Raw genomic sequence first — 25,353 nt, forward strand, 5'->3', positions numbered from 1 at the left:
ACGTTCCACGGTGTAATCGATCGGCGGTCTCGCTTAGGACGGGACCAGGTGGGTCGCCTGTTCTGAACGGCCCGTGGAAAGGGAGCAAATCATGGTGTTGACCCGACGCGGCCTGCTGGGAAACAGCCTTCTGGGAGGCGCGGCCATCGCCGCCACAACTGGCCTGCCCGCCCGCGCGCAGTCGCCGACGATCAAGATCGGCGTGCTGGGCGACGAGTCGGGGGTCTACCGCGATCTCAGTGGTCCCATCGCTATCGCGGCGGTGAAGCTGGCGGTCGCCGACAGCAAGGCGGCCGGACGAAACATTCCGGTGGAAATCATTACCGGCGACCACCAGAACAAGCCTGATGTCGGCGCCAGCCTCGCACGGCAATGGATCGAACGGGACGGCGTCGACATGATCACCGACACGCCGAACAGCGCGGTTGCGTTGGCCGTCGCAGGGGTCTGCAAGAACCTGGACAAGGCGTTCATCAACTCACCGGCCGCCACCGCCGATCTGACCGGACCGCAATGCGCCCCGACCACGGTGCACTGGACGATGGACACCTGGATGCTGGCGCATTCCACCGGCGGGGCCATGGTGAAGGCGGGCGGCGATAGCTGGTTCTTCATCACCGCCGACTACGCGTTCGGTCATGCGCTGGAGCGCGACACCAGCAACTTCGTCACACAGGCCGGCGGCAAGGTGCTCGGCAACGTGCTGGCGCCGCTCGGCACCAGCGATTTCTCGTCGTTCCTGATCCAGGCGCAGTCCAGCGGCGCCAAGGTGATCGGCCTGTGCAACGCCGGCAGCGACACCGTCAACTCGATCAAGCAGGCGGGCGAGTTCGGCATTACCGGAAAGGGCGTGAAACTCGCCGGCCTGCTGGTGTTCATCAGCGATATTCATGCGCTGGGATTGCAGACGGCGCACGGGATCGTGGTTTCCAACACGTTCTACTGGGACCGCGACGACCGCACGCGCGCGTTCAGCAAGCGGCTGCAGCCGCAGATCGGTAACGCGCGGGCCGGGATGGGACAGGCCGGATGCTATGCCGGGACGTTCCACTACCTGAAGGCTGTCGCGGCGATGGGCGTCGCCGAGGCGAAGAAGAGCGGCGCGGCGACGGTCGGCCGCATGAAGGCGATGCCGACCGATGACGATTGCTTCGGTCCGGGCAGCATTCGCGCCGACGGCCGCGCTTTGCATCCGGTGTATTTGTACGAGGTCAAGACGGCGGCGGAGAGCAAGTATCCCTGGGACTATTACAAGCTGCTGGCTACCACGCCGGCCGATCAAGGGTTCAGGCCGCTGACCGCGGGCGGCTGCCCGATGGTGCATAGCTGAAGGCCAGGGCTCTGCCCTGGACCCGCTAAGGGGCGGAGCCCCATAAGCGCTAGGATAAGGCATTTTTAGCGTCTTTGTCTTGGCAGCGGCGCTTTCTGGGCGGCTCGGCCAGCCGCCTGCGTGCCGTTCTGCGGGTCGCCAGGCTGCGGCGTCTTCGGGGTTGTGCGAACAGAGCCACTTGCAGACGGCGGTGGTTGGATTGCCAAACCCGCCAAAGGCTGGCGTGACGGGTTGCACGGCCAGATGTTGGCTCAGGGGGGAAAGCCGAGATCCTCGCCCAGCGAAGTCTCGATCAGCACGGCGGCGATGAGATGAGCGAGCAGCCAACTGCGCGCGAGCTTGGGATCGCTTGCTTGCAACGCCGCAAAGCCGCCCAGGCTTTTCAGTCGTTTGAACGCGAGTTCCACCTGCCAGCGCATGCGGTAGAGCCGCACGACCTCCGCCGCTGTCGCCTGTTCTGGCGACAGCGAGGTCAGCAGCATCATGTATCCAGCCGCCCTCAGGGTGCGCGGATCGGTCTTGTGGCCCTTGCGACTGGCCTTGCGGTGCAGCCTCTTGTGCTGGCGCTCGGTCGCCTCGGGCGGCTTGCGCGCGATGATCAGGCGCGCGCGCACCGGGGCGCGGCCGGCGCCGATTGACACGGCGTGTTCCACCACCGACGGGCCGTTGTCGGACAGCGCCGCGACCAGATCAAAGGCCTGCCGCGACGCATCGAACACGTTCACCGAGCGCCAGCCGATCCGGGTGATGAAGTCCGCCTGGTTGGCGTGGGCATGGGCAAAGTTGCGCACCCGCGCATAGCCACGATCCTGCACCAGAACATCACCGGGCCGCACCGCCACGCAACTGAGCGCTTCGGCCGTGGCGGCCTTGGTCATCGCAAGATCGGTAAAACAGCCGCGCGCCGGTTCATAGCGCGCGTGAAGCCGCCAGTCACTGCCTTTACTGCCCGGGATCGAGACCGTGGAGCCATCCACCAGGTTGAGTTGCAGGCGCCCCTCCATTGGCGTGTCGCCGCGACGATCCGCCAGCAGCCGGTCCAGCACATCAGCCAGGAAATCACCCGAATTGCGCAATCGATCCAGCAGCGAGACGTCACAGAGATCGGCAATCCCGGCTTCGGTGGCATGGCTGGCGACCGCACGCAGCGATAGCCTGCCGGGGCCGTAGAGGAGAGCCAGATGCAGCAGGTCGGCCGCGCTGCGCACGCCACGTTTGCGCACCAGGGCTTTGTGCGTCCGGGCGCTGACCTCCAGATCAATCAGCGAAGAGACGTGGCCGACGACGCTTGGCCAATGATCCAGATGAAACAATGCGGTTTGCATCTGCCCCGGAATCACGCCAAAACGTGCCGTGTCAATCCTATCCTAGCGCTTATGGGGCTCCGCCCCATAAGCGCTAGGATAAGGCATTTTTAGCGTCTTTGTCTTGGCAGCGGCGCTTTCTGGGCGGCTCGGCCAGCCGCCTGCGTGCCGTTCTGCGGGTCGCCAGGCTGCGGCGTCTTCGGGGTTGTGCGAACAGAGCCACTTGCAGACGGCGGTGGTTGGATTGCCAAACCCGCCAAAGGCTGGCGTGACGGGTTGCACGGCCAGATGTTGGCTCAGGGGGGAAAGCCGAGATCCTCGCCCAGCGAAGTCTCGATCAGCACGGCGGCGATGAGATGAGCGAGCAGCCAACTGCGCGCGAGCTTGGGATCGCTTGCTTGCAACGCCGCAAAGCCGCCCAGGCTTTTCAGTCGTTTGAACGCGAGTTCCACCTGCCAGCGCATGCGGTAGAGCCGCACGACCTCCGCCGCTGTCGCCTGTTCTGGCGACAGCGAGGTCAGCAGCATCATGTATCCAGCCGCCCTCAGGGTGCGCGGATCGGTCTTGTGGCCCTTGCGACTGGCCTTGCGGTGCAGCCTCTTGTGCTGGCGCTCGGTCGCCTCGGGCGGCTTGCGCGCGATGATCAGGCGCGCGCGCACCGGGGCGCGGCCGGCGCCGATTGACACGGCGTGTTCCACCACCGACGGGCCGTTGTCGGACAGCGCCGCGACCAGATCAAAGGCCTGCCGCGACGCATCGAACACGTTCACCGAGCGCCAGCCGATCCGGGTGATGAAGTCCGCCTGGTTGGCGTGGGCATGGGCAAAGTTGCGCACCCGCGCATAGCCACGATCCTGCACCAGAACATCACCGGGCCGCACCGCCACGCAACTGAGCGCTTCGGCCGTGGCGGCCTTGGTCATCGCAAGATCGGTAAAACAGCCGCGCGCCGGTTCATAGCGCGCGTGAAGCCGCCAGTCACTGCCTTTACTGCCCGGGATCGAGACCGTGGAGCCATCCACCAGGTTGAGTTGCAGGCGCCCCTCCATTGGCGTGTCGCCGCGACGATCCGCCAGCAGCCGGTCCAGCACATCAGCCAGGAAATCACCCGAATTGCGCAATCGATCCAGCAGCGAGACGTCACAGAGATCGGCAATCCCGGCTTCGGTGGCATGGCTGGCGACCGCACGCAGCGATAGCCTGCCGGGGCCGTAGAGGAGAGCCAGATGCAGCAGGTCGGCCGCGCTGCGCACGCCACGTTTGCGCACCAGGGCTTTGTGCGTCCGGGCGCTGACCTCCAGATCAATCAGCGAAGAGACGTGGCCGACGACGCTTGGCCAATGATCCAGATGAAACAATGCGGTTTGCATCTGCCCCGGAATCACGCCAAAACGTGCCGTGTCAATCCTATCCTAGCGCTTATGGGGCTCCGCCCCTCGCCTTCGCCTACCGCGGCGGCATCCGCAGCGCGCCGTCCAGCCGGATCACCTCTCCGTTCAGGAACCGGTTGCCGACGATATGCGCCACCAGGTCGGCGTATTCGCTGGGCCGCCCAAGACGGGGCGGGAACGGGACACCGGCGCCGAGGCTGGCCTGCACGTCCGGCGGCAGGCCGTCCACCATCGGCGTCTGGAACAGGCCGGGGGCGATCGTGACCACCCGCACGCCGGCACGCGCCAACTCGCGCGCCGCCGGCAACGTCATGCCGATCACGCCGCCCTTCGACGCGGCGTAGGCGGGTTGGCCGACCTGGCCCTCATACGCGGCGATCGAGGCGGTGTTGATGATCACGCCCCGCTCGTTCTCCTCCAACGGGTCGGCCTGGCTCATTTCGGCGGCGGCCAGACGGAGCATGTTGAAGCTGCCGATCAGGTTGACGCGGATGACCCGCTCGAACGCCTCCAGCTTCAGCGGCCCGTCGCGGCCGACGATGCGGCCGGCGGTGCCGATCCCGGCGCAGTTCACCAGGATGCGCGCGGGCCCATGGGCAGCGCGGGCGGCGGCGAAGGCGGCTTCACCGGAGGCCGCGTCGGCCACGTCGCAGGCGATGCCGATGCCGCCGATCCGCGCCGCCTGAGCCTCCGCCGCCGCCTGGTTGATGTCCACCACGGCGACCTTGGCGCCCAGTTCCGCCAGGTGCGCCACCGTCGCCGCACCCAGGCCGGAACCGCCGCCCGTCACCACCGCCGCCAGTCCGTTGATCCGCATCCGCACCCCCTTGCATCCCGTCGCCGCAGAAACCATCAGCGCGGGCGGGACGCAAGCCTGTCTTGACCGGTGAGGCAGTCCGGCTGGAAAACCCGATGACAACGGGAGCAACGCAGCATGACCAAAGCGACATCCTATGCGGACGCGTATGGCGCCTGGATGCATGAGCCGGCGGCCTGGTGGGCACAAGAGGCACAGGGCATCGACTGGGATCGCTGCTGGGACCAGGTGTTCGACCCGTCGCTCGGCGCCTTCGGCCAGTGGTTTTCGGGGGCCATGCTGAACACCTGCTTTAACTGCCTCGATCGGCACGTGATCGCCGGCCATGGGGAACAGGCGGCCCTGATCTGGGACAGCCCGATGGCCGGACGGGTGGAGACCTTCACCTACGGCGATCTGCTGGCCCGCACCGAAAAGCTGGCCGGCGCGTTGGCCGCCCTGGGTGTGCGGCGAGGCGACCGAGTGGTCATCTACATGCCGATGGTTCCCGAGGCCGCCATTGCCATGCTTGCGACTGCTCGCCTTGGCGCCGTGCACTCGGTGGTGTTCGGCGGCTTCGCGGCGGCGGAGCTGGCGACGCGGATCGACGACGCCAAGCCGAAGGTCATCATCTCAGCCTCCTGCGGGCTGGAGCCTGGCCGGGTGGTCAAATACAAGCCGCTGCTGGATGCGGCGATCGCGATGTCGCCGCACAAGCCGGACGCCTGCCTGATCCTGCAACGGCCGCAGGACCAGGCCACACTGGCCGCCGGTCGCGACCATGATTTCCACGCGGCGGTCGAGGCGGCCGAACCGCATCCTTGCGTGCCGGTGCTGGCGACCGATCCGCTGTATGTCCTGTATACCTCCGGCACCACCGGCCGGCCCAAGGGCGTCGTGCGGGACAATGGCGGGCACGCGGTGGTGCTGTGGAACTCCATGCGGATGATCTATGGTCTGGAGGCGGGGGATGTGTTCTGGACCGCATCGGATGTCGGGTGGGTGGTCGGGCACAGCTACATCGTCTATGCGCCGCTGCTGCGTTGCTGCACGTCAATGATGTACGAGGGCAAGCCGGTCGGCACGCCGGATGCCGGCGCGTTCTGGCGGGTGGTCGCGCAGCACCGGGTGAAGGTGCTGTTCACCGCGCCGACCGCGATGCGCGCCATCAAGCAGCAGGACCCCGATGGTGCGCTCCTGCGCGGCCACGACCTGTCCTGCCTGGAAGCGTTGTATTTGGCCGGGGAGCGTTGCGACCCGCCGACCGCGATGTGGGCGCACGAACTGCTTGGCAAGCCGGTGGTGGACCACTGGTGGCAGACCGAGACCGGCTGGCCGATCACCGCCGGCTTTCGCCAGTTCGGGCTGTTCCCGTTCAAGCCAGGCTCCGGCGGGCGCCCCTGCCCCGGCTATGACCTGCACGCGCTGGACGACGAGGGCCGCGTGCTGCCGTCGGGCGAAACCGGCAACCTGTCGCTCCGGTTGCCGCTGCCACCCGGCTGCGGTCCCACGTTGTGGCAGAATGATGAGGGATATCGCGCCGCCTACCTGTCCGACTTCCCCGGCTGGTACCGCACCGGCGACGCTGGCATGGTGGACGCGGACGGCGACGTCTGGGTCATGGGCCGCACCGACGACATCATCAATGTCGCCGGCCATCGTCTGTCGACCGGATCGATGGAGGAGGTGCTGGCGTCGCACAAGGACGTGGCGGAATGTGCCGTGATTGGCGCGAAGGACGCGTTGAAGGGCCAGACTCCAATTGGTCTGGTGGTGCTGAAATCTGGCGTCGACCGGCCGGAAGCCGAGGTTGCCGCCGAACTGGTGGCACTGGTGCGCGAACGCATCGGACCGGTCGCGGCGTTCAAGGACGCACGCGTTGTGGCACGCTTGCCGAAGACCCGGTCGGGCAAAATCCTGCGCGCGAGCATTCGCAAGATCGCCGACGGCGAGGTCGCGCCGGTGCCGCCGACGATCGAGGATCCGGGCGCGTTGGAGGCGTTGCGGGTGGTGTTGGCGCGGTAGGGTTTATCACGAGCGAGGGCAAGCCAGGCCATCACACGGTGGATGAGAGCGCGCTTCTAGTCTGGCAATTGAAGGCCGAGCAGCGATCACATCGGTGGTGCGACACCGTTGGTGCCAACGATGACCCGCCCGGCGCTGAGCGCGCCGTCGGCGCTTTTCGTGGCACCTATGAACACCGGCGCACCTGGCTTCAGATCAGACCGTTGTGCCGGCGCAATGGTCACCACCGGTGCGCCTGGCGCGACCTGGATCGTCTTGGTGCCGCCCTTGTAGTCGACCGTAAGCTGCAGCGCGGTGCTCGCCTTGACCGCGCCCTCGACCGTGCCGTTCGTCATCGTGCTGCCGGGTTCCAGATCCCAGGGATAGCTGCCTTCGCCGGAGCCGCGGCCGGCCTCGGGGAACACCAGGACCTCGATGGCCTGCATGACGCCGCCGGCGCCGGTTCGGGTGGCGATGCCAACGTACGAGTTCGGCTTGATCGCGGCGAGGTCCAGCTTCTTGACCGTCAGAACCATCAGCGGCTGGGTCAGCGCGATGTCGACCGTCTGGCCGTCGCGAGCCTTGACCGTCAGCTTGTTGGCGGTGTCGGACTCAATGGTGCCGCGAATTCGGGTGGGCGGCGCGGTTTGCGCCGCGGCTGGCAGGGTGGCCGCCGCGGTAAGCAGGCAGACCGCCAGCAGGGACGTCAGACTGCGAGCACGCATTGCGTTTTCCTTCCTATGAAATGGCGGGACCGGTTTGGCCAGCCTCCGGTAGGGGTCGATAGCGAGTGTGATGGGATGCGGCAACCTGTTAAATGCGCCGGTCATGATGATGTTGGGGCCGTCCCGTACCGCGAACGCGATCATGCCGAGACCGACCGCGGCGCGATCCGGTTCGGGTGTTTCCCGCCCAAGGGCGGCACATCGGCTGCGAGTCTTTCAGCCGCGCCACCGCGCGAGCCAACCCGTGGCAGGGCATGACCCGGTAAAGCGTGACTCCACAAAGCATGACACAGCGGGTCGTGACCCGACGCGGCGCTGAATTCCCCGCGCTGAATTGCCATGGCGATTCATCAAATTTTAACCGCGGACCGGTCTGATAGGGCTTTCGACAAGGGACGGCACGTGGCGAACCAGGCAGACCAGATCCAGCAGGCCGTATGCGCGACCATCCGCACTGAAGTCGACTCGCTGCGCGTATTCGTTGACCGGCGCATTGCCGAACTCAGTGCCGAGGTCCACGCCACCACCCAGTTGATGGATTTTTCGGAAAACAACCTGTCGGCTCAGATCAAGGGGATCCGCGAACAGATCGTCGGCGTTCTGGCGATGCCGACGGCGGCGACCCGCAACAGCGGGCTGGAACTGGAAGCCGTGGTGCAGGCGACCGAGACCGCCGCCAACCGTATCATGGAAGCCGCCGAGGCGATCGGCGACTGGTTGCGGGAAGGCCGGCGCGACCCGGCATCGATCGAGGCGGCAGCGGAGAGGGTGAACGCGATCTTCGAGGCCTGCACGTTTCAGGATGTCACCGGTCAGCGCATCCGCAGGGCGATCCAGCATCTCCAGCAGGTTGAAACCATACTGACCGAGATGGCGCCGGCCGAGGACGGCAATCCGCCTGCTGGGACGGACCCGGTCGAGGCGGACGACCCCGACCTGATGCAGGATGCGGTGGACGCGATGTTCAATTGAGCGATCATTGGCTGAGCGATCATTGGCAAACACGTGCCGCGACTGAACACGCGCCGCGACTGAACACGTGCCGCGACTGAACACGTGCCGCGACTGAACACGTGCCGCGACTGAACACGTGCCGCGACTGAACACGTGCCGCGACTGAACACGTGCCGCGACTGAACACGTGCCGCGACTGAACACGTGCCGCGACTGAACACGTGCCGCGACTGAACACGTGCCGCGACTGAACACGTGCCGCGACTGAACACGTGCCGCGACTGAACACGTGCCGCGACTGAACACGTGCCGCGACTGAACACGTGCCGCGACTGGGGCATCCTGGCGCAACGCCAGCCGTGGCGGGTCAGCCGATCCGCCACGGCAGGAGACTTGTTGAGCGTCGATTCATGCTTCTAGAATGAGCGGGACGTTGATGGGGCAGAGGATGCAGCGCAAACCTGTTGCAGGGCTGTACATGGGCATGGCTTTCGCGGTGGGGTTCGCCGTGGCCGCGGCGGTTCTCGGCGTTCGCGGAACGGATGCGGAGAGCACCCGGATGGCACTGCGGCTGACAGCGCGCTGGTCGTTTCTGCCGTTCTGGTTGGCCTATGCAGGAAGGGCGATGGCCAAGCTGTTCGGGCCAGCGTTCGCGCTGCTGGCGCGGCGCGGCCGGGAGCTTGGCCTGGCCTTCGCGTCTGCACTTCTGGTTCATGTCGGCCTGCTTGTCTGGCTTTACTGGGTGACACAGCGCCTGCCCCTCGGCGGAACGCTGTTCGTTTTCTTCGCGATCGGACTCTTCTGGACCTATCTGCTGATGGCCTTGTCCTTCGGACGGCTGTCGGCGGCGCTCGGCCCGAGGCTTTGGCGCCTGCTGCGAATCGTAGGGATGAACTACATCCTGATCGCGTTCGCGCGCGACTTCGTGCTTTCGGTGCTTCACACAAACGTTGCGCATCACGCAGCCTGGTATCTGCTGGGCTACGTGCCGTTCGCCGGCTTATGTGTCGCCGCGCCTTGTCTTAGTCTCGCAGCGACGCTGCATCGTGGCTGGGGGATGCGACGTGCGGCCGCCTGACGGCGGCAATCGCGTCGGCACGTTTCGACGTAAGCACGCGCTCCCGGTGCGCGCAACCGTATCAGGCGGTCCCTTCGGACGCCGGTATTAATCTGTCGTCACAAAGCGCTACAGCGGTTTGCATGGACGCAAGGTTCCGGTATGTCCCCGCCCCGGTTGGGATGCTCTTCAAGAGTGTCCCATGGGACGCAACGGGGAATGGTGTCCCATGGGGACAAATGCGGAATGGTGTCCCACGGGGACAAACGCGGAATGGTATCCCATGGGGACAATGGGGAACGCAGCGTGACAGAGCGCGTCCAGGACGCACCGGATCAGCCGGCGCTGATCGAGATTGACCATCTGACCAAGCGCTTCGGCGGCTTCACCGCGGTGGATGATCTTTCGTTCCAGGTTCGGCGGGGTGAGGTTCTGGGCTTCCTCGGTCCCAACGGCGCCGGCAAATCGACCACCATGCGCATGCTGGCCGGGTTCATGATCCCGACCGCCGGGACCGCGCGCATCCAGGGCCACGACGTGCAGACCGACAGCGTTGCCGCCAGACGCCTGCTCGGGTTCCTGCCGGAAGGCGCGCCCACTTATCCGGAGATGTCGGTCGCCGGTTTCCTGCGCTTCTGCGCGCAGGTTCGCGGCTATTCCGGCAGGGAACTGACGGACCGGGTGGACCACGCACTGACGCTGACGACACTGCAAGGCGTGCGGCTGCAGCCGGTGGAGACGCTGTCGAAAGGCTTCAAGCGCCGCGTTGGACTGGCGCAGGCGCTGCTGCACGACCCGCCGGTGCTGGTGCTGGACGAACCCACCGACGGGCTGGACCCGAACCAAAAGCACGAGGCGCGTCTGTTGATCGAGCGAATGGCGCCGAACAAGGCGATCGTGATCTCGACCCATATCCTGGAGGAAGTGGACGCGGTCTGCTCCCGCGCAATTGTCATCGCCGGCGGCCGCATCGTTGCCGATGAAACGCCGCGGGCGCTGGGTGAACGGCACCCGTCGGGGCGGCTGGAGGCAGTGTTTCGCCAACTGACTATGCCGGAGGCGGCTTGATGGCCGGCAACAACCGGGATCGGCCGCAGGCGGCTGGTGTTTCGCCGTGCTCGAGTCACGGCTCCGGCGGTGGAGCACGCGGCGCATGAGAACCACCTTGGTGATTGCCGGGCGTGAGCTGCGGGCCTATTTCGCCACGCCCGTCGCGACCGTGTTCATCGTCATCTTTCTGGTCCTGCAAGGTACGCTGACCTTCAACCTGGGCCAGTTCTTCGACCGCGGACAAGCCGACCTGAATGCGTTCTTCACCTTCATTCCCTGGGTCTTCCTGCTGCTGATCCCCGCCATCACCATGCGGCTCTGGGCGGAGGAACGCCGCCTCGGCACCATCGAGCTGCTGCTGACACTGCCGGTGACGCAGGGTCAGGCGGTGCTGGGGAAATTCATTGCCGCCTGGGCGTTCTGCGCGATCGCGCTGATTCTGACGTTCCCGTTCGTCATCGCGGTGAACATCCTGGGAAGCCCGGACAACGGGGTGATCGCCTCCGGCTATGTCGGCTGCCTGTTGATCGCCGGCGCGTTCCTGTCGGTCGGTGCGGCCATGTCGGCGGCGACGCGGAACCAGGTCATCGCCTTCGTGCTGGCGGTGGCGGTCTGCTTCGTCTTCGCCGTCGCCTCCAATCCGATCGTCAACGATTTCCTGTCGCACGCCATCCCGGCGCTGGGCGCCTTCACCCGCAGGCTCGCGGTGATCGACCGCTTCACCGACTTCACCCGCGGCATCATCTCGCTGCGCGACCTGATCTATTTCGTCACGTTCATCGGCTTCTGGCTGTTCCTGAACACCGTGCTGGTCGACCAACGGAAGGCGGACTGAGCCGATGCGCCGGGTGACCTACTCCATCGTCGGTGTCATCGCCGTCGCGGCGATCGCCATCGGCATCAACCTGTTCGCCGACGCCAGGCTGGCGAACGTCCAGCTCGACCTGACGCAGGGCCGGATCTACACCCTGTCGGCCGGCACACGACAGATCCTGGCCGGCTTGAAGGAGCCGGTGACGCTGCGGCTGTTCTACTCGCGGCAGTTGGGCAGCACCGTGCCGGCCTATGGCAGCTACGCTGATCATGTGCGGGAGATGCTGCGCGACTACGCGGCGGATTCGCATGGCAAGGTGAAGCTGGATTTCTACGACCCGGAGCCGTTCAGCGATACCGAGGACCGCGCCATGGCCTATGGCCTGCAAGGCGTGCCGCTGGATCAGGGCGGCTCGCAGATCTACTTTGGCCTGGCCGGCACCAATCTGGAGGACGACGAGCGCACCATTCCGTTCTTCCAGGCCGACCGGGAGCGCTTCCTGGAGTACGACCTGACCAAGCTGGTGTATGAGCTGTCCAACCCGAAGCGGCCGGTGGTGGGCGTGATGTCCTCGCTGCCGCTGGATGGCGATCCGCGCAGCATGATGATGACGCAAGGCCGCGGTCCCGGCGGCCAACCTTACGCGTCGGCTGAGCTGCTGCGGCAGACCAATACGGTGAAGACGGTGGCGACGGACGCGCAGGTGATCGATCCGGATATCCAGGTGCTGCTGGTGGCGGAGGCGCAGAACCTGTCGCCGGCGACGCTGTATGCGATCGACCAGTTCGTCATGCGCGGCGGCAAGCTGATGGCGATGGTTGATCCCTGGAGCGAGACGATGGCCTCGGCCCCCTCCGCCACCGGCATGCCGACGCAGGATGCGCATTCTGACCTGAAGCGGCTGTTCGACGCCTGGGGCATCCAGTTCGATCCGACCAAGGTCGTGGGCGATCTGACGGGTGCCTGGCGGGTGCGGGCCGGCGGCAATGATGCCGTGCAGGCGGTGAACTACGTCGCCTGGTTCAACATTCGCGACGGCGTGAACCACAACGATCCGGCGACCGCCGACCTGCAGCAGGTCACGGTGGCGTCCTCCGGTTTCCTGGCGAAGGCACCGGGGGCGTCGATCGATTTCACCCCGCTGCTGACCAGCAGCGATCGCAGCGGGCTGATTCCGGTGGACGAGGTCAAGACGCCCGATCCGGCAAAGGTGCTGGCAGGATTCAAGGTGGCGGGCGGGCCGCGGGTGATCGCGGCGCGAGTGCACGGGGTGCTGAAATCCGCGTTCTCCGGCCCGCCGCCGCTGGCCGCGGACAAGAATGGGGCGCCCCAGAAGCGTCCGGACAATGTCCCGGCCTACAAGGCGCAGACGGACGGGCCGGCGAACCTGGTGGTGGTGGCCGATTCCGACATCCTGGCCGACCGCTTCTGGGTGCGAGTCTCGGACTTCTTCGGCCAGCAGACCGCGACCCCGTTCGCCGATAACGGCCCTTTCGTCGCCAACCTGGTCGGCACGCTGGCCGGCAGCGACGCGCTGATCGGGTTGCGGTCGCGCGGCGACACCAACCGGCCGTTCACCTTGGTGACTGCGATGCAGAGCGACGCCGAGGCGCGGTTCCGCCAGACCCAGCAGACGTTGCAGCAGCACCTGGACGATGTGGAGAAGCAGCTTCGGGTATTACGTTCAGGCGGTGGTGAGGCGGCGCGGTCGGATGCGGTGATCACGCCCGAGCAGCGCGCGGCGATCGATGCGGCGCGTCAGGATGTGCTTCAGACCCGGGGCAAGCTGCGGGCGGTGCAACTGGAGCTGAACCGCGACATCTCGCGCCTGGAGACCGAGATGCGCGTGTTCACCATCGTGCTGGTTCCGGCGGTGCTGACCGTGCTGGCGATCGGGATGGGGCTGGTGCAGCGCCGGCGTCGCGCCAGGGCGCGCCGGTGATGGAGCGCCAGGGCGTGCCGGTGATAGAGCGCCAGGGCGCGCCGGCGGTGCGCAGGATCTGGTGGGAAACGTTTGCCTCGAATACCGGCTGGTTGCGTAGTCGCGTCATGGCGGGTGGAGGCCCGCCATGACGTGGAGGGGACGCAGCGTTAATGCGGATGATTCCATCAATAACAACCTTTCGACCGCCATGACGAGGCGAGGCCGCGGCGTCGCCGCGACCAACTCGGTTTGTCTGACGATGTTCCTGGCGGAGCCGCGCCGATGAGGCCGGCCGTGGTTGCCATACTGGTGGCACTTGGCGTCGTCGCGCTGGCCGGCGCATCGGCACGGCTGGTATTTCGGCACCGCCACCACCCCGTCCGAACAGACCACGGTCGCGGCGGGCAAGTTGATGTTTCCCGGCCTGGCGCCCCGGTTGCAGAAAGCGGCGAAGGTCGAGATCACGCATCAAGGCAAACAACTCGTCATCGAGAAGCGGCCGGACGGCGACTGGGGCATTGCCGCCATGCACGACTACCCGGTGCAGCAGACGAAGCTGCGCGGCATGCTGACCGCGCTGACGGAGTTGCGGCTGGCCGAACCCCGCACCAGCGACCGGGCGGAGTACAGCCGGCTGGGGGTGGATGATCCGAACACCGCCGCCTCCACCGCCGATCTGCTGCGGGTGGTGGATGCCGCTGGAAAGCCAATCCTGGCGGTGATCGTCGGGCATCGCCGGGTGCGCAGCCAGGCGAATGTGCCGGAGGAGGTCTATGTCCGGCGACCGGACGAAAGCCAGTCCTGGCTGGCTCAGGGCAGCCTGCAGGTGGATGCGGATGCCTCGCTGTGGCTGGACCGCGATGTGCTGAACATCCCGCATGACAGGATCGCTTCGGTGGTGGTTGGCGACAAGGCGCTGGTGTTCGGACGGGTGGACGGCAAGTTCGCGCTGACCCAGCCGGCGGAGCATCCGAAACTGGAAGATTACAAGTTGGACGATGTCGCGCGCGCGCTGGAGACGCTGACCTTCCAGGCGGTGAAGGCGGACGCCGATGCGCCCGACTTCGATGCGCCGGGCGTCGACGCGGGCCACGCGGTGTTCACCACCAGCGACGGGCTTGCGGTCACCGTCACGCTGCGCCACGCTGACAAGGATCTTTGGGCGCGTTTCGCCGTCACCGGCGGCGACAGGGCGGAAGCCGAGAAGCTGACGGGACGGCTGGCCGGCTGGACCTACCAGATCGGCGCCTGGAAGGAGCAATCGCTGGTGCCCACGTTGGGCGACCTGAAGGCGGCGGAACCGGTTAAGCCCGCGACCCCTGCACCCGCCGCCGACACCAAGTGACCGACCGGGAATATCCCGCTCGGCCGATCATCGGGATCGGCATCGTGGTCATCAAGAATGATCAGGTGTTGCTGTGCCAGCGCGGCAAACCGCCCGGTGTCGGCACCTGGACGCTGCCCGGCGGCGCGCAGGAAATCGGCGAGACTTGCGAGGAAGCCGCGCGGCGGGAGCTGCATGAGGAATGCGGCCTGGTGGTGGGTCCGCTGCATTTCTGCGCGCATGTCGACACGATCCGGCGCGACCCGGATGGGCGGGTACAATACCACTACACGATCCTGGATTTCGCCGCGCGGTGGGAGGCCGGGGAGCCGTTCGCCGGCTCCGACGTGACCGCCGCCGTGTGGGCGCCGATGGGTGCGCTGGAGCCATTCGCGCTGTGGTCGGAGGCGCACCGGATCATCGGGATCGCCCGCCGCCTGGTGGAATAAGCCCGGCGCGTTTGCTTGACTGATCCGGCGAACGAGGGTGGCGGAAGGATGCTAATCGGAGCCTGGGCGGGGCTGGCGGTCCGTCGGTCGCCATAGTGGTGGAGACCGCAGCGCCGCTTGCTCGATTGCCAAGCCGATCAGCCGGCCATGCAGCCGCCGCTTCCGGTGGAAAGGACGGCCGACGGCGGCGGAGCTTCAGGCCGGAGCACGCTCCTCGACGACGACAGTCTGGATCAGCACGTCTGGTTCATACAGCCACCGGCAGAACGTTCCGGCGAGCATGGCGCCGGCGATCGGCGCCAACCAGAACAGCCATAGCTGACCGACGTAGGCACCGCCCGCGAACAGCGCCGGACCGGTGCTGCTTGCCGGATTGACGGAGGTATTGGTGACCGGGATCGAAACCAGGTGGATCAGCGTCAGCGCCAGGCCGATCGGGATGCCGGCGAAACCGGAAGCCGCTCCCTTGGAGGTCGTGCCAATGATGATGTAGAGAAAGAAGAAAGTCATGACGACCTCGATTACGACACACGACACCAGTCCATACTTGCCGGGACTGAGATCGCCATAGCCGTTCGCCGCGAAGCCGGCCGGCACCCAATCCGACTTGCCAGAGGCGATCAGCCACAAGACCGCGGCCGCCGCGACCGCGCCAAGCACTTGCGAGACGATGTAGGGTAACACGTGCTTGTTGGCGCAGCGGCCGGCCGACCACAGACCCAAGGTTACGGCGGGATTGAAATGGCCGCCCGAGATATGCCCGACGGCGTAGGCCATGGTCAGCACGGTCAGTCCGAAAGCGAACGAAACACCCAACAAGCCGATCCCTACGGCGGGAAAAGCGGCGGCCAGCACGGCCGCTCCGCAGCCACCGAAGGTCAGCCAGAAAGTTCCAAAGAATTCGGCGGTGACGCGTCTTGACATGTCGGTCTGCATGGATCCCCCAATCGCGGAACGTCCGCTTTGCGTTGCCAGATCATTTTGATCAACAACCAAATAATCGCGTGCTATCGCAACGTTCACGCCCTATCGGGCCGGCTAACGATTAGTTAATGGGGGTGATCCGGTAGAGGGCAACGTCGCCTTTTTCGCGTTCACGCGGTTGTGCTGCTTACCGGTGAAACCGGCGGCACCGGTTGCACAAGTGTTGGATGTTGATGTCAGGCGCTATGACACAGTCATGCCACCCGTCTGGCGTGCCGGCCGCAGGAAGGCGGGGTCGAACACCTTGGTCGCCATGACCTGGCAGCGGCGCATCAGGCGGATCTCGTCCGGCGCGTAATCGGCGATGGCGCGGTGGATGGTGCCCAGATGGTCCCAGATCAGCAGGTCGTTTTCGGTCCAATCATGGGTGTAGCGGAAGCGTGGCTGCAACTGATGGCGGAACAGCAGGTCCAGCATCGCGTCGCTGTCCGACTGCGACATCTCATTGATGCGGACCGCGTAGCCTTCGTTGCAATAAAGCGTCTTCCGGCCAGTGATCGGATGGGTCATGAAGATCGGATGCACCACGGGCGGGCGGCGCCTGCGTTGCTCATCGGTCATCGCCGGGCGGCTGCTGGCCTTGTGCTGGCGCATATGCTCCCAGAATTTCTCGAAGCTGTGCGTGACGGTCATGCCGTCGAGCCGGGTCTTGATGTCGTCCGGCAGGGCGTCGTAGGCGGCGTGCATGTTGGCGAACTCGGTGCCGCCGAGCGGCTTGCCGTCGCGGCGGGGAATGCGGATGCCGTACAGCACGTTCACGAAGCCGACCACGTCGCGGTAGGACATGTCGGTGTGCCAGTCCTGGCCGGCATCGGGACTGCCGATGAAGGCGCCGTCCTGCTTGAGGTTCGACAGAATGCCGACCTCCGCGTACGGCTGCGTCGTATCGACGGCGCGGATCGGGTTGCCCTGGATCTCGCCGAACATTTCGGAAAAGCGTTTGACATCGCCGAGGTCCAGGGTCTGGTCCGGGAAGCGCAACACGCCGTGGCGGCCGAGGGCCAGCAGGATGCGGCCGAAATCGGCTTCGCTCAGCGGCCGGGACAAATCGACGCCGCGGATGGTGGCGCCGAGGATCGCGCCGGTGGGTTCGATGTTCAGCATGACCTAGTCCTTCATCAGCAGCAGTGCATCCGCCACGGTCAGGCCGGAGCCGTCGGCGTGCAGGATGACCGGGTTCAGCTCGAACTCCCGCACCTGGTCGCGCAGGGTCAGCGCGGCGCGTGACAGGGCGGCGATCAGCGCGGCGACCGGTGCCAAATCGATCGGCGGGGCGCCGCGGAAACCGGTCAGCAGGCGAGCGGCGCGCAGCGACAGCAGCATGCGGGTCGCCTCGGCTTCGTCCAGCGGCGCGGGCGCGTGCACCACATCGCCGAACAGCCCGACCGTCGTGCCGCCGAAGCCCAGCATCATGATCGGGCCGAACGTGGCGTCGTCGACCATGCCGATGACCAGTTCATGCCCCTTCGGCGCCATGCGCTGGACCAGCACGCCGTCGACCGCCGCGTTCGGCTTGTAGCGCGCGACGTCGGCCAGCATGGCGGCATGGGCGGCGATCACCGCGTCGCGGTCGGCCAGGTGCAGGCGCACGCCACCGGCCTCGGTCTTGTGCGGCAGGTCCGGCGACTGGACCTTCAGCACGACCGGATAGCCCAGGCGATCGGCGGCATCGGCGGCTGCCTCGGCCGAGGCGGCCAGTGTCTCCCGCGTATCCGGCAGCCAGGCGGCCAGGGTCTGCTTGGCCAGATACTCCGGCACGACCGGCGGCAGGCCGGGATAAAGCCGCCCTGAGACGGGCGAGAACGGTTCCGGCAGGTTGCGGGACAGCGACTCCGCATAGGTCGAAAGCTTGCCCAATGCCACGCCGACATTGCGCAGGTTGGTATTGACGAACAGCCCGCAGCCGGCAGCCGCTTGCAGGCCAAAAGCCGACGGCAGCGTATAGGACCAGACCGTCATCGGCTTGCCGCAGCGCGCAGCCACGGCGCGCACCCTGGCCGCGTCAAGCGATGCCCGCGTCTCGCTGGCCAGGGAGGTCACCAGCACCAGCATGTCGATCTCGTCCGACTCCGCCAGATGCTCCATCACCGTCATCATCGCCGGGCCGGTGTTCGATCCTTGCGCGGTGACGTCAACCGGGTTGGCGGCGGCGCCATAGGATGGCATCAGCGGCCGCAGCCCAGCCTGGGCGGCGGCGGACAAGGTTGGCACGATCAGTCCGTGGGCGGACAGCGTATCCGCCATCCAGGCGCCACCGCCGCCGGAGACGGTGATGATGCCGGTGCGCCGCCCCAACGGCCGCGGACAGGTCAGCATTACGCCGGCGACGGCGACGGCCTCGTCGGCGTCCTCGGCCTCGATGACGCCGTAGCGCTCGAACACGGCACGGTAGGCGGCATCGGAGCCGGACAGCGAGGCGGTGTGCGAGGCGGCGGCGCGGGTGCCGGCATCTGATCGCCCGACCTTGATGGCGATGATGGGTTTTCCCAGATGGCGGGCTTTTTCCAGCGCGGCGACGAAGCCGGGGCCATCGCGGACGGCCTCGCAGAACAGCATCACCGCGTGGGTATGAGAATCCTCAACCATGTAGTCGAGGAAGTCGGCCATCGTCAGGTCGGCTTCGTTGCCGGTGGAGATGACGTAGCTGAAGCCGATGCCGGCTGCCTTGCCGCGGTTGAACAGGGCAAAGCCGATGCCGCCCGACTGGGCGATGACGCCGATGCGCTTGTCCGACACCAGGGCGCGATTGTCGTCCTCCCTGGTTTCCACCGTCGGGCTGAAGGTGGTGGCGACGCGGCCGAGCGCGTTGTAGTAGCCTTCGCAGTTCGGGCCGCAGGCGCGGATGCCGGTGCGACGGGTGACCGCTAGCAGCTCGGCCTGCATGTCGCCGGCCGCCCCGCCCTCCTCGGCAAAGCCGCTGCTGATGATCAGGGTGTTTTTCACGCCGGCGCGGGCGCATTCCTCGACCGCGGCGGCGACACCGGCGGCGGGGATCGCCACCAGGGCCAGGTCGATGTCGCCGCCGGCCGCGCCGATCGAGGAATAGCAGGGCAGGCCGTCGATCGCCTGGTAGCTGGGATTGATCGGCAGAATACGGCCCGGGAAGCCGTTTTCTCGGAGTTGGTGCAGCAGGCGGCCGCGAATGCGGTGCAGGTCGGGGGAGGCACCCAGGACGGCGATCGAATCCGGCCAGAAAAAACTATGCAGCTTATGCATCGTCATTTTCGCGCCCCGGTCGGGATGTCGCGGAATGCCATGCCCTTGTCCGCGCGCGGGTCCTGCGGCAGGCCGAGGACGCGTTCGGCGATGATGTTCTTCATGATCTCATCGGTGCCGCCGGCCAGGCGCAAAGCCGGGGAGTAGAGCAGCGCTTCCTCGAAGATGCCGGCGACGGGCATGGAGGTGCCCATGGTGGGGCCGGCCATACCGATCATGTCGAGGCCGTAGGAGAGGATATCCTGCAGCTTGTTCGCCGCCACGACCTTGATGATTGACGATTCCGGCCCCGGCGTCTGGCCTTTCGACAGCGCCGTCATGCCGCGGAACTTGGTGAATTTCAGGCCCTGCGAGCGAACGTAGAAGTCCGCCAGTTTTTCCTGCACCGCCGCATCCTCGATCGCCAGACCGTCCTCCAGTTCGATCGACTGGGCCAGGCGGAACAGTTCGTCGACGTCCGGGCCGGGGGCGTCGCGCATGCCGTGGCGCTCGTTCATCAGGGTCGTCAGGGCGACTTTCCAGCCGGCACCCTCCGGCCCCACGCGGCGGCTGTCGGGGATGCGGACGTTGGTGAAGAAGACTTCATTGAAATGCGACGAGCCGGAGACCTGGCGGATCGGGCGGATCTCGATGCCGGGGGTCTTCATGTCCAGGATGAAGAAGGTCAGGCCGGCGTGCTTGGCGACGTCGGGGTTGCTGCGCGCCACCAGGATGCCGAAGTCGCTGTAGTGCGCGCCGGAGTTCCAGATCTTCTGGCCGTTGACGACCCATTCGTCGCCCTGTTTCTCCGCCCGGGTGCGCAGCGCGGCCAGATCCGATCCGCCGCCGGGTTCGCTGAACAACTGGCACCAGACCTCATCGGCGCGCATGGCGGGCTTGACGAAGCGGTCGCGCTGTTCAGGCGTTCCCCAGGTGCAGATGGTGGGCTGCGCCAGATTGACGCCGATGCTGAAGATGCTGCTGAGGACGTCGTATTTCGCTTCTTCCTGGTTGTAGATGACGTTCTGGATCGGCGTGCCGCCACGGCCGCCCCATTCAACCGGCCAATGGATGCCGACGAAGCCGGCGGCGCACTTGCGGCGCTGGAAGTCCTTGGCGCGCTGCATGGCGCCGGGAGCGTCCTGGCCGCGCCGGTAGCCTTCGACTTCGCCGGGCTTGCGGCGTTCGGCGTTAGCATCAAGAAAGCCGCGGGCTTCGGCGCGGAAAGCGGCTTCTTCTTGTGTGTCTTCGAAATCCATGTTCGTGCTCCTGGAACATAATCGCGCTGGGCGGAACGTTCGTCGTCCAAAGGACGCGCTGTTCGCGCGATGCGCGGGATCATGCGATTAAACAAAGCGTTACGCCGCGGCCAAGTCAGTGGTGTTGCGAGCGCGCAGTTCGCTGACCAGGCGCCGTTTCCATTCACGCGCGCCGCCCAACGCAAGGCCGAGCAGCTTGGCGCGGCGGTAATACAGGTGGCAGTCCATCTGCCAGGTGAAGCCCATGCCGCCGTGCGTCTGGATGTTTTCCTTGGTGACGAACCAGCCGGCCTCGCACGCGGCGATGCGCGCGACCGATGCGGCGATCGGCAGTTCGGCGGCATTGGTGTGTACCGCCCAGGCGCCGTAATAGGCGTTTGATCGGGCCATCTCGACCTGGATGTACATATCGGCGAGCTTGTGCTTGATGCCCTGGAACGAGCCGATTGGCCGGCCAAAGGCGTAGCGTTCCTTGGCGTAGGCATTGGCCATGTCCAATGCGGCCTGCGCGGTGCCGACCTGCTCGAACGCCATCGGCACGGCGGCGTGGTCGAGCAGTGTACGGATCGTTTCTGGCGTGGTGCTGCCGGGCAGCGGTTCGGATGGGGCGTTCTTGAACTCGATGCGGGCGTGCGAACGGGTGGGATCGAAGGTGGCGACGGACTCGCGCGCGACGCCATTGGCCTTCAGGTCGACGATGTGCAGCCAGGCTCCAGCGCCGCCATGCGTCGCGACCACCGCGATGTCGGCGATGTCGCCATCCGGCACCGCGAGCTTGGTTCCGTTCAGACGTCCACCCGACGCCGTGGCCTGCAGCTTCGCCGGGTCCGAGGCGCCGGGCTGTTCGGCCATCGCGAAGGTGCCGATGGTTTCACCTGTTGCCAGTTTCGGCAGCCAGGTTCGTTTCTGCTGCTCCGAACCGAACAGCATGATCGCCTCCGTCGCCAGGTACACCGACGACGAGAACGGCGTTGGCGCCACCGCTCGGCCGAGTTCCTCCGCCAGCACACAGACCGCCAGGCGGCCGAGGCCGACGCCGCCGTATTCCTCGGGGATCGCCGCGCCGGTCCAGCCCATTTCGCTGATCTGCCGCCACAGGTCGGCGGCGTAGGGTTCGGGCGTGTCCAGGATGCGGCGCGGCACCGCCGGCGGGCAGCGGTCGGCCAGGAAGCGGCGCGCCTGGTCGCGGAGCTGCAGCAGTTCGTCGGGAAATTCGAAGTTCATGCGGCCTGGCCCTTTCCGTCCCTGCGGGGGATTGTTATCCCGGGATGGCGGGGGGGCAAGCCTATGCGGTCTGCTCGCCAAGCAAGCAGGTCCGCTGTCTTGCGGAACTGCCATCGGGTGGTTCGTTGGACAGCCATTCCCACTCGGATCGAACAGCCAAATGAGCCGCCGGGTCGGCGAAAACCCCCGCGGATTGCCATTCCGTGCGATTGCCGACGATGTAGAGCACGCATTTTGCCCGCGTAGCGGCGACATTGAGCAAGTTGGGGGTTCGTCCCGCCCAAACTCTCGATCCTGTCTTTGCGCCGCTTCCCGCACCGAGCATCAGGATGACCGCCTCGGCCTCCTTGCCCTGGAAGGTGTGAACGGTCCCCACGCGCTTGTCGATCCAGGTTCGCCGCTCCGACGTTGGCAATCCTGCCAATGCGCCAGGCGTGTTCCGGAGCATTGCGCGCAGCCGCTGTGCTGGCATCTTGAAGGGACAGATGACGTAGATATCGGGCGGTGCCTGAAGCGCGTCGCTGAGCCTGGTGATCGCCGCGGTGATCAGCTTTCCCTCGGCCTCCACCCATTTGTCCATGGAAGGCGCATCAACGTCGATCCACGCGGAGCAACCCAGGAGATCGCGGATGGGAGAGGCGGCTTCCTTGGCCGCGAACACCATGCGCCCGTCGTAAGCAATGCGGTTGGCGATATCGAACATTGGCCGCTCACATCGCCGGTGCACCAGCAACGGTATGCCGGTAATCCGCACCTCCCGCCCGGCTTCGCCGTTTTCCACGCCGAAGCGACCTTGTATCCGGCTGGCCCGATCGGCCAGCGTCTGGGCGGATTGCTCCGGCGCCGCCCAGTTGGCGGGATCAGCACCGTTGCCTTCGAAGACCAGTCGGGTCGTGTGCGGGGGCGTGGTAACCACTGGCTCGATCTGCAGCGGGTCGCCGATCACCACGGCACGTCGGGCGCGCCAGATCGCGCCGACCGCTGCCTGAGGGGTCGCCTGGCCCGCTTCATCGATCATCATCCAGCCGATCTCGCCAGCGCCGAACCCCTGGAACATACGGCCGACTGAGGCAAAGGTCGTGGAGACCACCGGCACCGTCAAGAAGAAGATACCCCAGTCAGCGGCGCTTGGCCTAGGTGCTCCGGGGCCACCCTGAACCGCCTCGGCAATGGTTTTCAGCGCCGGCTTCACCTTGCGTGCCGCTGCCACGATGAATGCCTTGTGCAGCCGGACCGCGGCGATGAATAAATCGTCACGGGCGGCGCGGAACATCCCCTCGTTCCATGGACCTGTACGTTGCAGGTCATCGTCGGGTTGTTTCCAAAAGCCTGGCCCCGGCGCTGCCACTCCCATCTCCGACTGCGCGTGCCGCAGTGATTGCGCAAGGTTGTCGGCCCGCTGACAGAGATCGTCATGCATCGCCCGCACTGTTTGGCATTCACTGGCATATCGGTCTGCCTCTGCCACGGCTTCCGCCAATCGTTGCTCCGCGGCTCGTGTTGTCGCCTGAGCCTTGTCCAGTTTTGCCAGCTGCATGCGGATTTCGGCTTCGTGGACCTGCCACGCGCGGGTGCGGAACAACTTCATCAGCCGGGACGGTGCCACGGAGGCCAACGCCGCCAGCTTGGCGGCTTCGGTTGCGTCCCGGCCGCGGTTGTCCTCGACATCACGTCGTGCCTTTTCGACGGCGCGGGTGACGGAGGCAAGGTCCTGGACGGCAACGCGGAGCCGGCTTGCAGCGGCGGGCAATTGCGCCTCTGTCTCCCGCAAGAGCGCCCCATCGATGTTCAGCGTTTCCAGTTTCGCGCGCAACTTACGGCAATGATCCAGCGCCTGTCGAAAGGCATCGCGCGCCGTACGCCAATTCGCGGTTGCCTCCGGCCGCCGCGGCGGTGGGTCGAGTTGAACCAGCTTGCCGGGCGGTTCCCGCCACGGCCGCTTGACGTCTGGCCAGCCGACACGGTCCAGCCAGTCGTTCAGTCCCCAGTCGTGGTTCCACCAGAACCGCTGAAAGAAGTCGCGCCGATTTTCGGCCTTGCCCAGCCGCGCTGCCATCAGGCCCCAGGCACGCTGGTCCGCCGGCTTGTCCAATACGCCCGATACGGCGCTGGCGGTGTGGCCGAAGTAGTCGAGGCCATTTTCATGCCAGACCGATTTGTCCAATGCCTTGGCGCGGAGCGGCAGTTCAAGGCTGACATTCTCCACCGCCGCATTGTTGCTGCTTGCCACCACGACGGCAAAATCCATCAGGTTGAGCCCCGACAAGTCGGCCCAAGGCTTGTCGAGGCCCGCGAGCACTTCGGCGCGGGACACCAGCACATGGGCGACAAGGTCGCGTAGCAGGGTTGTCTTGCCGGTGCCGGGCGGCCCGTTCACCGCGGCAAGACCGGCCTGGTCAAGGTCGCGTACGATGGTGTTGACCGCCGCCTGCTGCAGCAGCGTCAAGGGATGCAGTCCAGGCCCTGGCCAACGTCCTAGCGGGAACAACGCCGGCTGCAACAGCGACGATAGCTGTGGGCGCCGGCAGTCGCTCAGTGGGTTCCAAGGCTGCTCCGGTGGCCGCAGACCTAGATAGGCCGCTGCCGCATCAGGCAGATGATCCGCCTCCCGCAGCACATGCTTCAGGTCCGGCAAATAGAAGCTGGAGAGAATATCGGCGGCGGGAGGATGCTTGCTCACCACCTCAATGGCACACGGCGTGACCGCCCACAGCTCGGTTGGCAAGCCGAATTCTACTGCGAGTGCTGACGACACGCCGCGGACGTCCCGCCAGGTGAGCGACCGGAAGCGACCACCGGGCCCCGCCGGGGCCAAAAGACCGCCGAACCGCTCCCTGAGATCCTGCTCCTGCTCATCCCAGGTGGCCAGCGCGGTCACCGACCCGCCACTGAGGATGTGGCCAAGCCCCCAGGCAAAGCTGGCAATGGCCAAAGTGTCGGCGACAAGAACACCCCACTCGTCCAGCACCACAGTGGCACCGATGATGTTCCCCCGGCTGCGGCGGTTCGTCTCGTCATCGTCGGCATGGTCCGAGAAAGCGGCATCAAGCCGCTTGAACGCGAGGCGCGCAGGCAGTGCGCCAAGAACAACATAGTACCAGCGGCGTTCTTGATCCGGTGTCGCCGCTGCGTGTTTCTCCGCCGGATCAGGAAAGCGCGCGTCGCTGTTCAAACGTTCCGGCAGAAGCGGCCACGGTGTCGCATCGTCGTCACCCGGCATCTCCCAGTGCGCGGAGCCGTCCGGCGTCGCACTAGCCTTGTTGCGCTGTTGCCCACTTTTTTCGACGGCAAGACCACCCCATCCGTCCTTGACGGTCTGTGGTGTCAGCACCTCGGTCGCCAGCCAGGAACACAGTACCTGCCGAAGGATTTTGGACGTATCAGCCATACGACATCTTTTAGTGGACGCGAGGCAGTAGCAACCCAGGAACCGGCTCAATCAATCCTGTTCCCTGCGCCATACCCAGTTGGCCAGGATGCCGATCGCTCAAATCCAGGTGAGCGGCACACCTATAGCCTGCGGCGAGGAGCCCGCGCTGATCGTCATCCTCACCTGGATGAAACGACGA

19 protein-coding genes are annotated in these 25,353 nt (G+C 66.1%); 9 read left to right on the forward strand and 10 right to left on the reverse strand.

The genetic code is table 11. The features are described 5' to 3' along the window. Window positions 1–91: 91 nt before the first annotated feature. Window positions 92–1,330 (forward strand): ABC transporter substrate-binding protein, encoded by a 1,239-nt coding sequence (locus tag ACQY4S_RS10035; RefSeq protein ID WP_428485061.1) that lies wholly within the window; start codon window positions 92–94, stop codon window positions 1,328–1,330. A gap of 251 nt (window positions 1,331–1,581) precedes the next feature. On the opposite strand, the gene ACQY4S_RS10040 is transcribed toward ACQY4S_RS10035, so the two are convergent. From ACQY4S_RS10040 to ACQY4S_RS10050, 3 genes are all read right to left on the reverse strand, one after another. Further along, window positions 1,582–2,655, reverse strand: a complete 1,074-nt coding sequence (locus ACQY4S_RS10040; RefSeq protein WP_428483734.1) for an IS4 family transposase — start codon at window positions 2,653–2,655, stop codon at window positions 1,582–1,584. A gap of 275 nt (window positions 2,656–2,930) precedes the next feature. Beyond that, a complete protein-coding gene (locus tag ACQY4S_RS10045; protein ID WP_428483734.1) occupies window positions 2,931–4,004 on the reverse strand; it encodes an IS4 family transposase in 1,074 nt (357 codons plus the stop codon). Window positions 4,005–4,080: 76 nt separating this feature from the next. Then, a complete protein-coding gene (locus ACQY4S_RS10050; protein WP_428485062.1) occupies window positions 4,081–4,842 on the reverse strand; it encodes an SDR family NAD(P)-dependent oxidoreductase in 762 nt (253 codons plus the stop codon). 117 nt (window positions 4,843–4,959) lie between these two features. On the opposite strand from ACQY4S_RS10050, the gene ACQY4S_RS10055 reads away from it, so the two are divergent. Next, window positions 4,960–6,846: an AMP-binding protein gene (locus ACQY4S_RS10055; RefSeq protein ID WP_428485063.1), complete on the forward strand. Its 1,887-nt coding sequence runs from the start codon at window positions 4,960–4,962 to the stop codon at window positions 6,844–6,846. Window positions 6,847–6,932: 86 nt separating this feature from the next. Here ACQY4S_RS10055 and ACQY4S_RS10060 read toward each other — a convergent pair whose 3' ends face one another. Then, entirely contained in the window at window positions 6,933–7,550 is a 618-nt protein-coding gene (locus ACQY4S_RS10060) for a hypothetical protein (protein ID WP_428485064.1), read from the reverse strand. A 402-nt stretch (window positions 7,551–7,952) separates the two neighbouring features. On the opposite strand from ACQY4S_RS10060, the gene ACQY4S_RS10065 reads away from it, so the two are divergent. From ACQY4S_RS10065 to ACQY4S_RS10095, 7 genes are all read left to right on the forward strand, one after another. Further along, window positions 7,953–8,522 carry a hypothetical protein gene (locus ACQY4S_RS10065; RefSeq protein WP_428485065.1) on the forward strand — a complete coding sequence of 190 codons (570 nt, stop codon included), beginning with the start codon at window positions 7,953–7,955 and terminating at the stop codon, window positions 8,520–8,522. A gap of 430 nt (window positions 8,523–8,952) precedes the next feature. Further along, window positions 8,953–9,582, forward strand: coding sequence for a hypothetical protein (locus ACQY4S_RS10070; protein ID WP_428485066.1), 630 nt, complete (start codon window positions 8,953–8,955; stop codon window positions 9,580–9,582). A gap of 285 nt (window positions 9,583–9,867) precedes the next feature. Then, entirely contained in the window at window positions 9,868–10,629 is a 762-nt protein-coding gene (locus ACQY4S_RS10075) for an ABC transporter ATP-binding protein (protein ID WP_428485067.1), read from the forward strand. An 85-nt stretch (window positions 10,630–10,714) separates the two neighbouring features. Then, window positions 10,715–11,446 (forward strand): ABC transporter permease subunit, encoded by a 732-nt coding sequence (locus tag ACQY4S_RS10080; protein ID WP_428485068.1) that lies wholly within the window; start codon window positions 10,715–10,717, stop codon window positions 11,444–11,446. 4 nt (window positions 11,447–11,450) lie between these two features. Continuing rightward, window positions 11,451–13,367 carry a GldG family protein gene (locus ACQY4S_RS10085; protein ID WP_428485069.1) on the forward strand — a complete coding sequence of 639 codons (1,917 nt, stop codon included), beginning with the start codon at window positions 11,451–11,453 and terminating at the stop codon, window positions 13,365–13,367. A gap of 280 nt (window positions 13,368–13,647) precedes the next feature. After that, window positions 13,648–14,694 (forward strand): DUF4340 domain-containing protein, encoded by a 1,047-nt coding sequence (locus ACQY4S_RS10090; RefSeq protein ID WP_428485070.1) that lies wholly within the window; start codon window positions 13,648–13,650, stop codon window positions 14,692–14,694. Beyond that, complete coding sequence (locus ACQY4S_RS10095; protein ID WP_428485071.1) at window positions 14,691–15,122, forward strand: NUDIX hydrolase; 432 nt, start codon at window positions 14,691–14,693, stop codon at window positions 15,120–15,122. Before ACQY4S_RS10090 ends, ACQY4S_RS10095 begins: the two co-directional genes overlap by 4 nt. Window positions 15,123–15,317: 195 nt before the next feature. Here ACQY4S_RS10095 and aqpZ read toward each other — a convergent pair whose 3' ends face one another. From aqpZ to ACQY4S_RS10125, 6 genes are all read right to left on the reverse strand, one after another. Further along, window positions 15,318–16,046: an aquaporin Z gene (gene aqpZ / locus ACQY4S_RS10100; protein WP_428485072.1), complete on the reverse strand. Its 729-nt coding sequence runs from the start codon at window positions 16,044–16,046 to the stop codon at window positions 15,318–15,320. Between the two features lie 243 nt (window positions 16,047–16,289). After that, entirely contained in the window at window positions 16,290–17,210 is a 921-nt protein-coding gene (locus ACQY4S_RS10105; protein WP_428485073.1) for a TauD/TfdA dioxygenase family protein, read from the reverse strand. Window positions 17,211–17,213: 3 nt separating this feature from the next. Further along, on the reverse strand, window positions 17,214–19,322 hold the full coding sequence (locus tag ACQY4S_RS10110) for an acetate--CoA ligase family protein (protein ID WP_428485074.1): 2,109 nt from the start codon (window positions 19,320–19,322) through the stop codon (window positions 17,214–17,216). A 2-nt stretch (window positions 19,323–19,324) separates the two neighbouring features. Then, window positions 19,325–20,560 (reverse strand): acyl-CoA dehydrogenase family protein, encoded by a 1,236-nt coding sequence (locus tag ACQY4S_RS10115; RefSeq protein ID WP_428485075.1) that lies wholly within the window; start codon window positions 20,558–20,560, stop codon window positions 19,325–19,327. A 99-nt stretch (window positions 20,561–20,659) separates the two neighbouring features. After that, window positions 20,660–21,784 carry an acyl-CoA dehydrogenase family protein gene (locus ACQY4S_RS10120; RefSeq protein WP_428485076.1) on the reverse strand — a complete coding sequence of 375 codons (1,125 nt, stop codon included), beginning with the start codon at window positions 21,782–21,784 and terminating at the stop codon, window positions 20,660–20,662. A 61-nt stretch (window positions 21,785–21,845) separates the two neighbouring features. Further along, window positions 21,846–25,172 carry a DEAD/DEAH box helicase gene (locus ACQY4S_RS10125; RefSeq protein ID WP_428485077.1) on the reverse strand — a complete coding sequence of 1,109 codons (3,327 nt, stop codon included), beginning with the start codon at window positions 25,170–25,172 and terminating at the stop codon, window positions 21,846–21,848. Window positions 25,173–25,353 lie beyond the last annotated feature (181 nt).

The sequence above is a fragment of the Rhodopila sp. genome (assembly GCF_965276935.1).
Classification (GTDB): domain Bacteria; phylum Pseudomonadota; class Alphaproteobacteria; order Acetobacterales; family Acetobacteraceae; genus Rhodopila.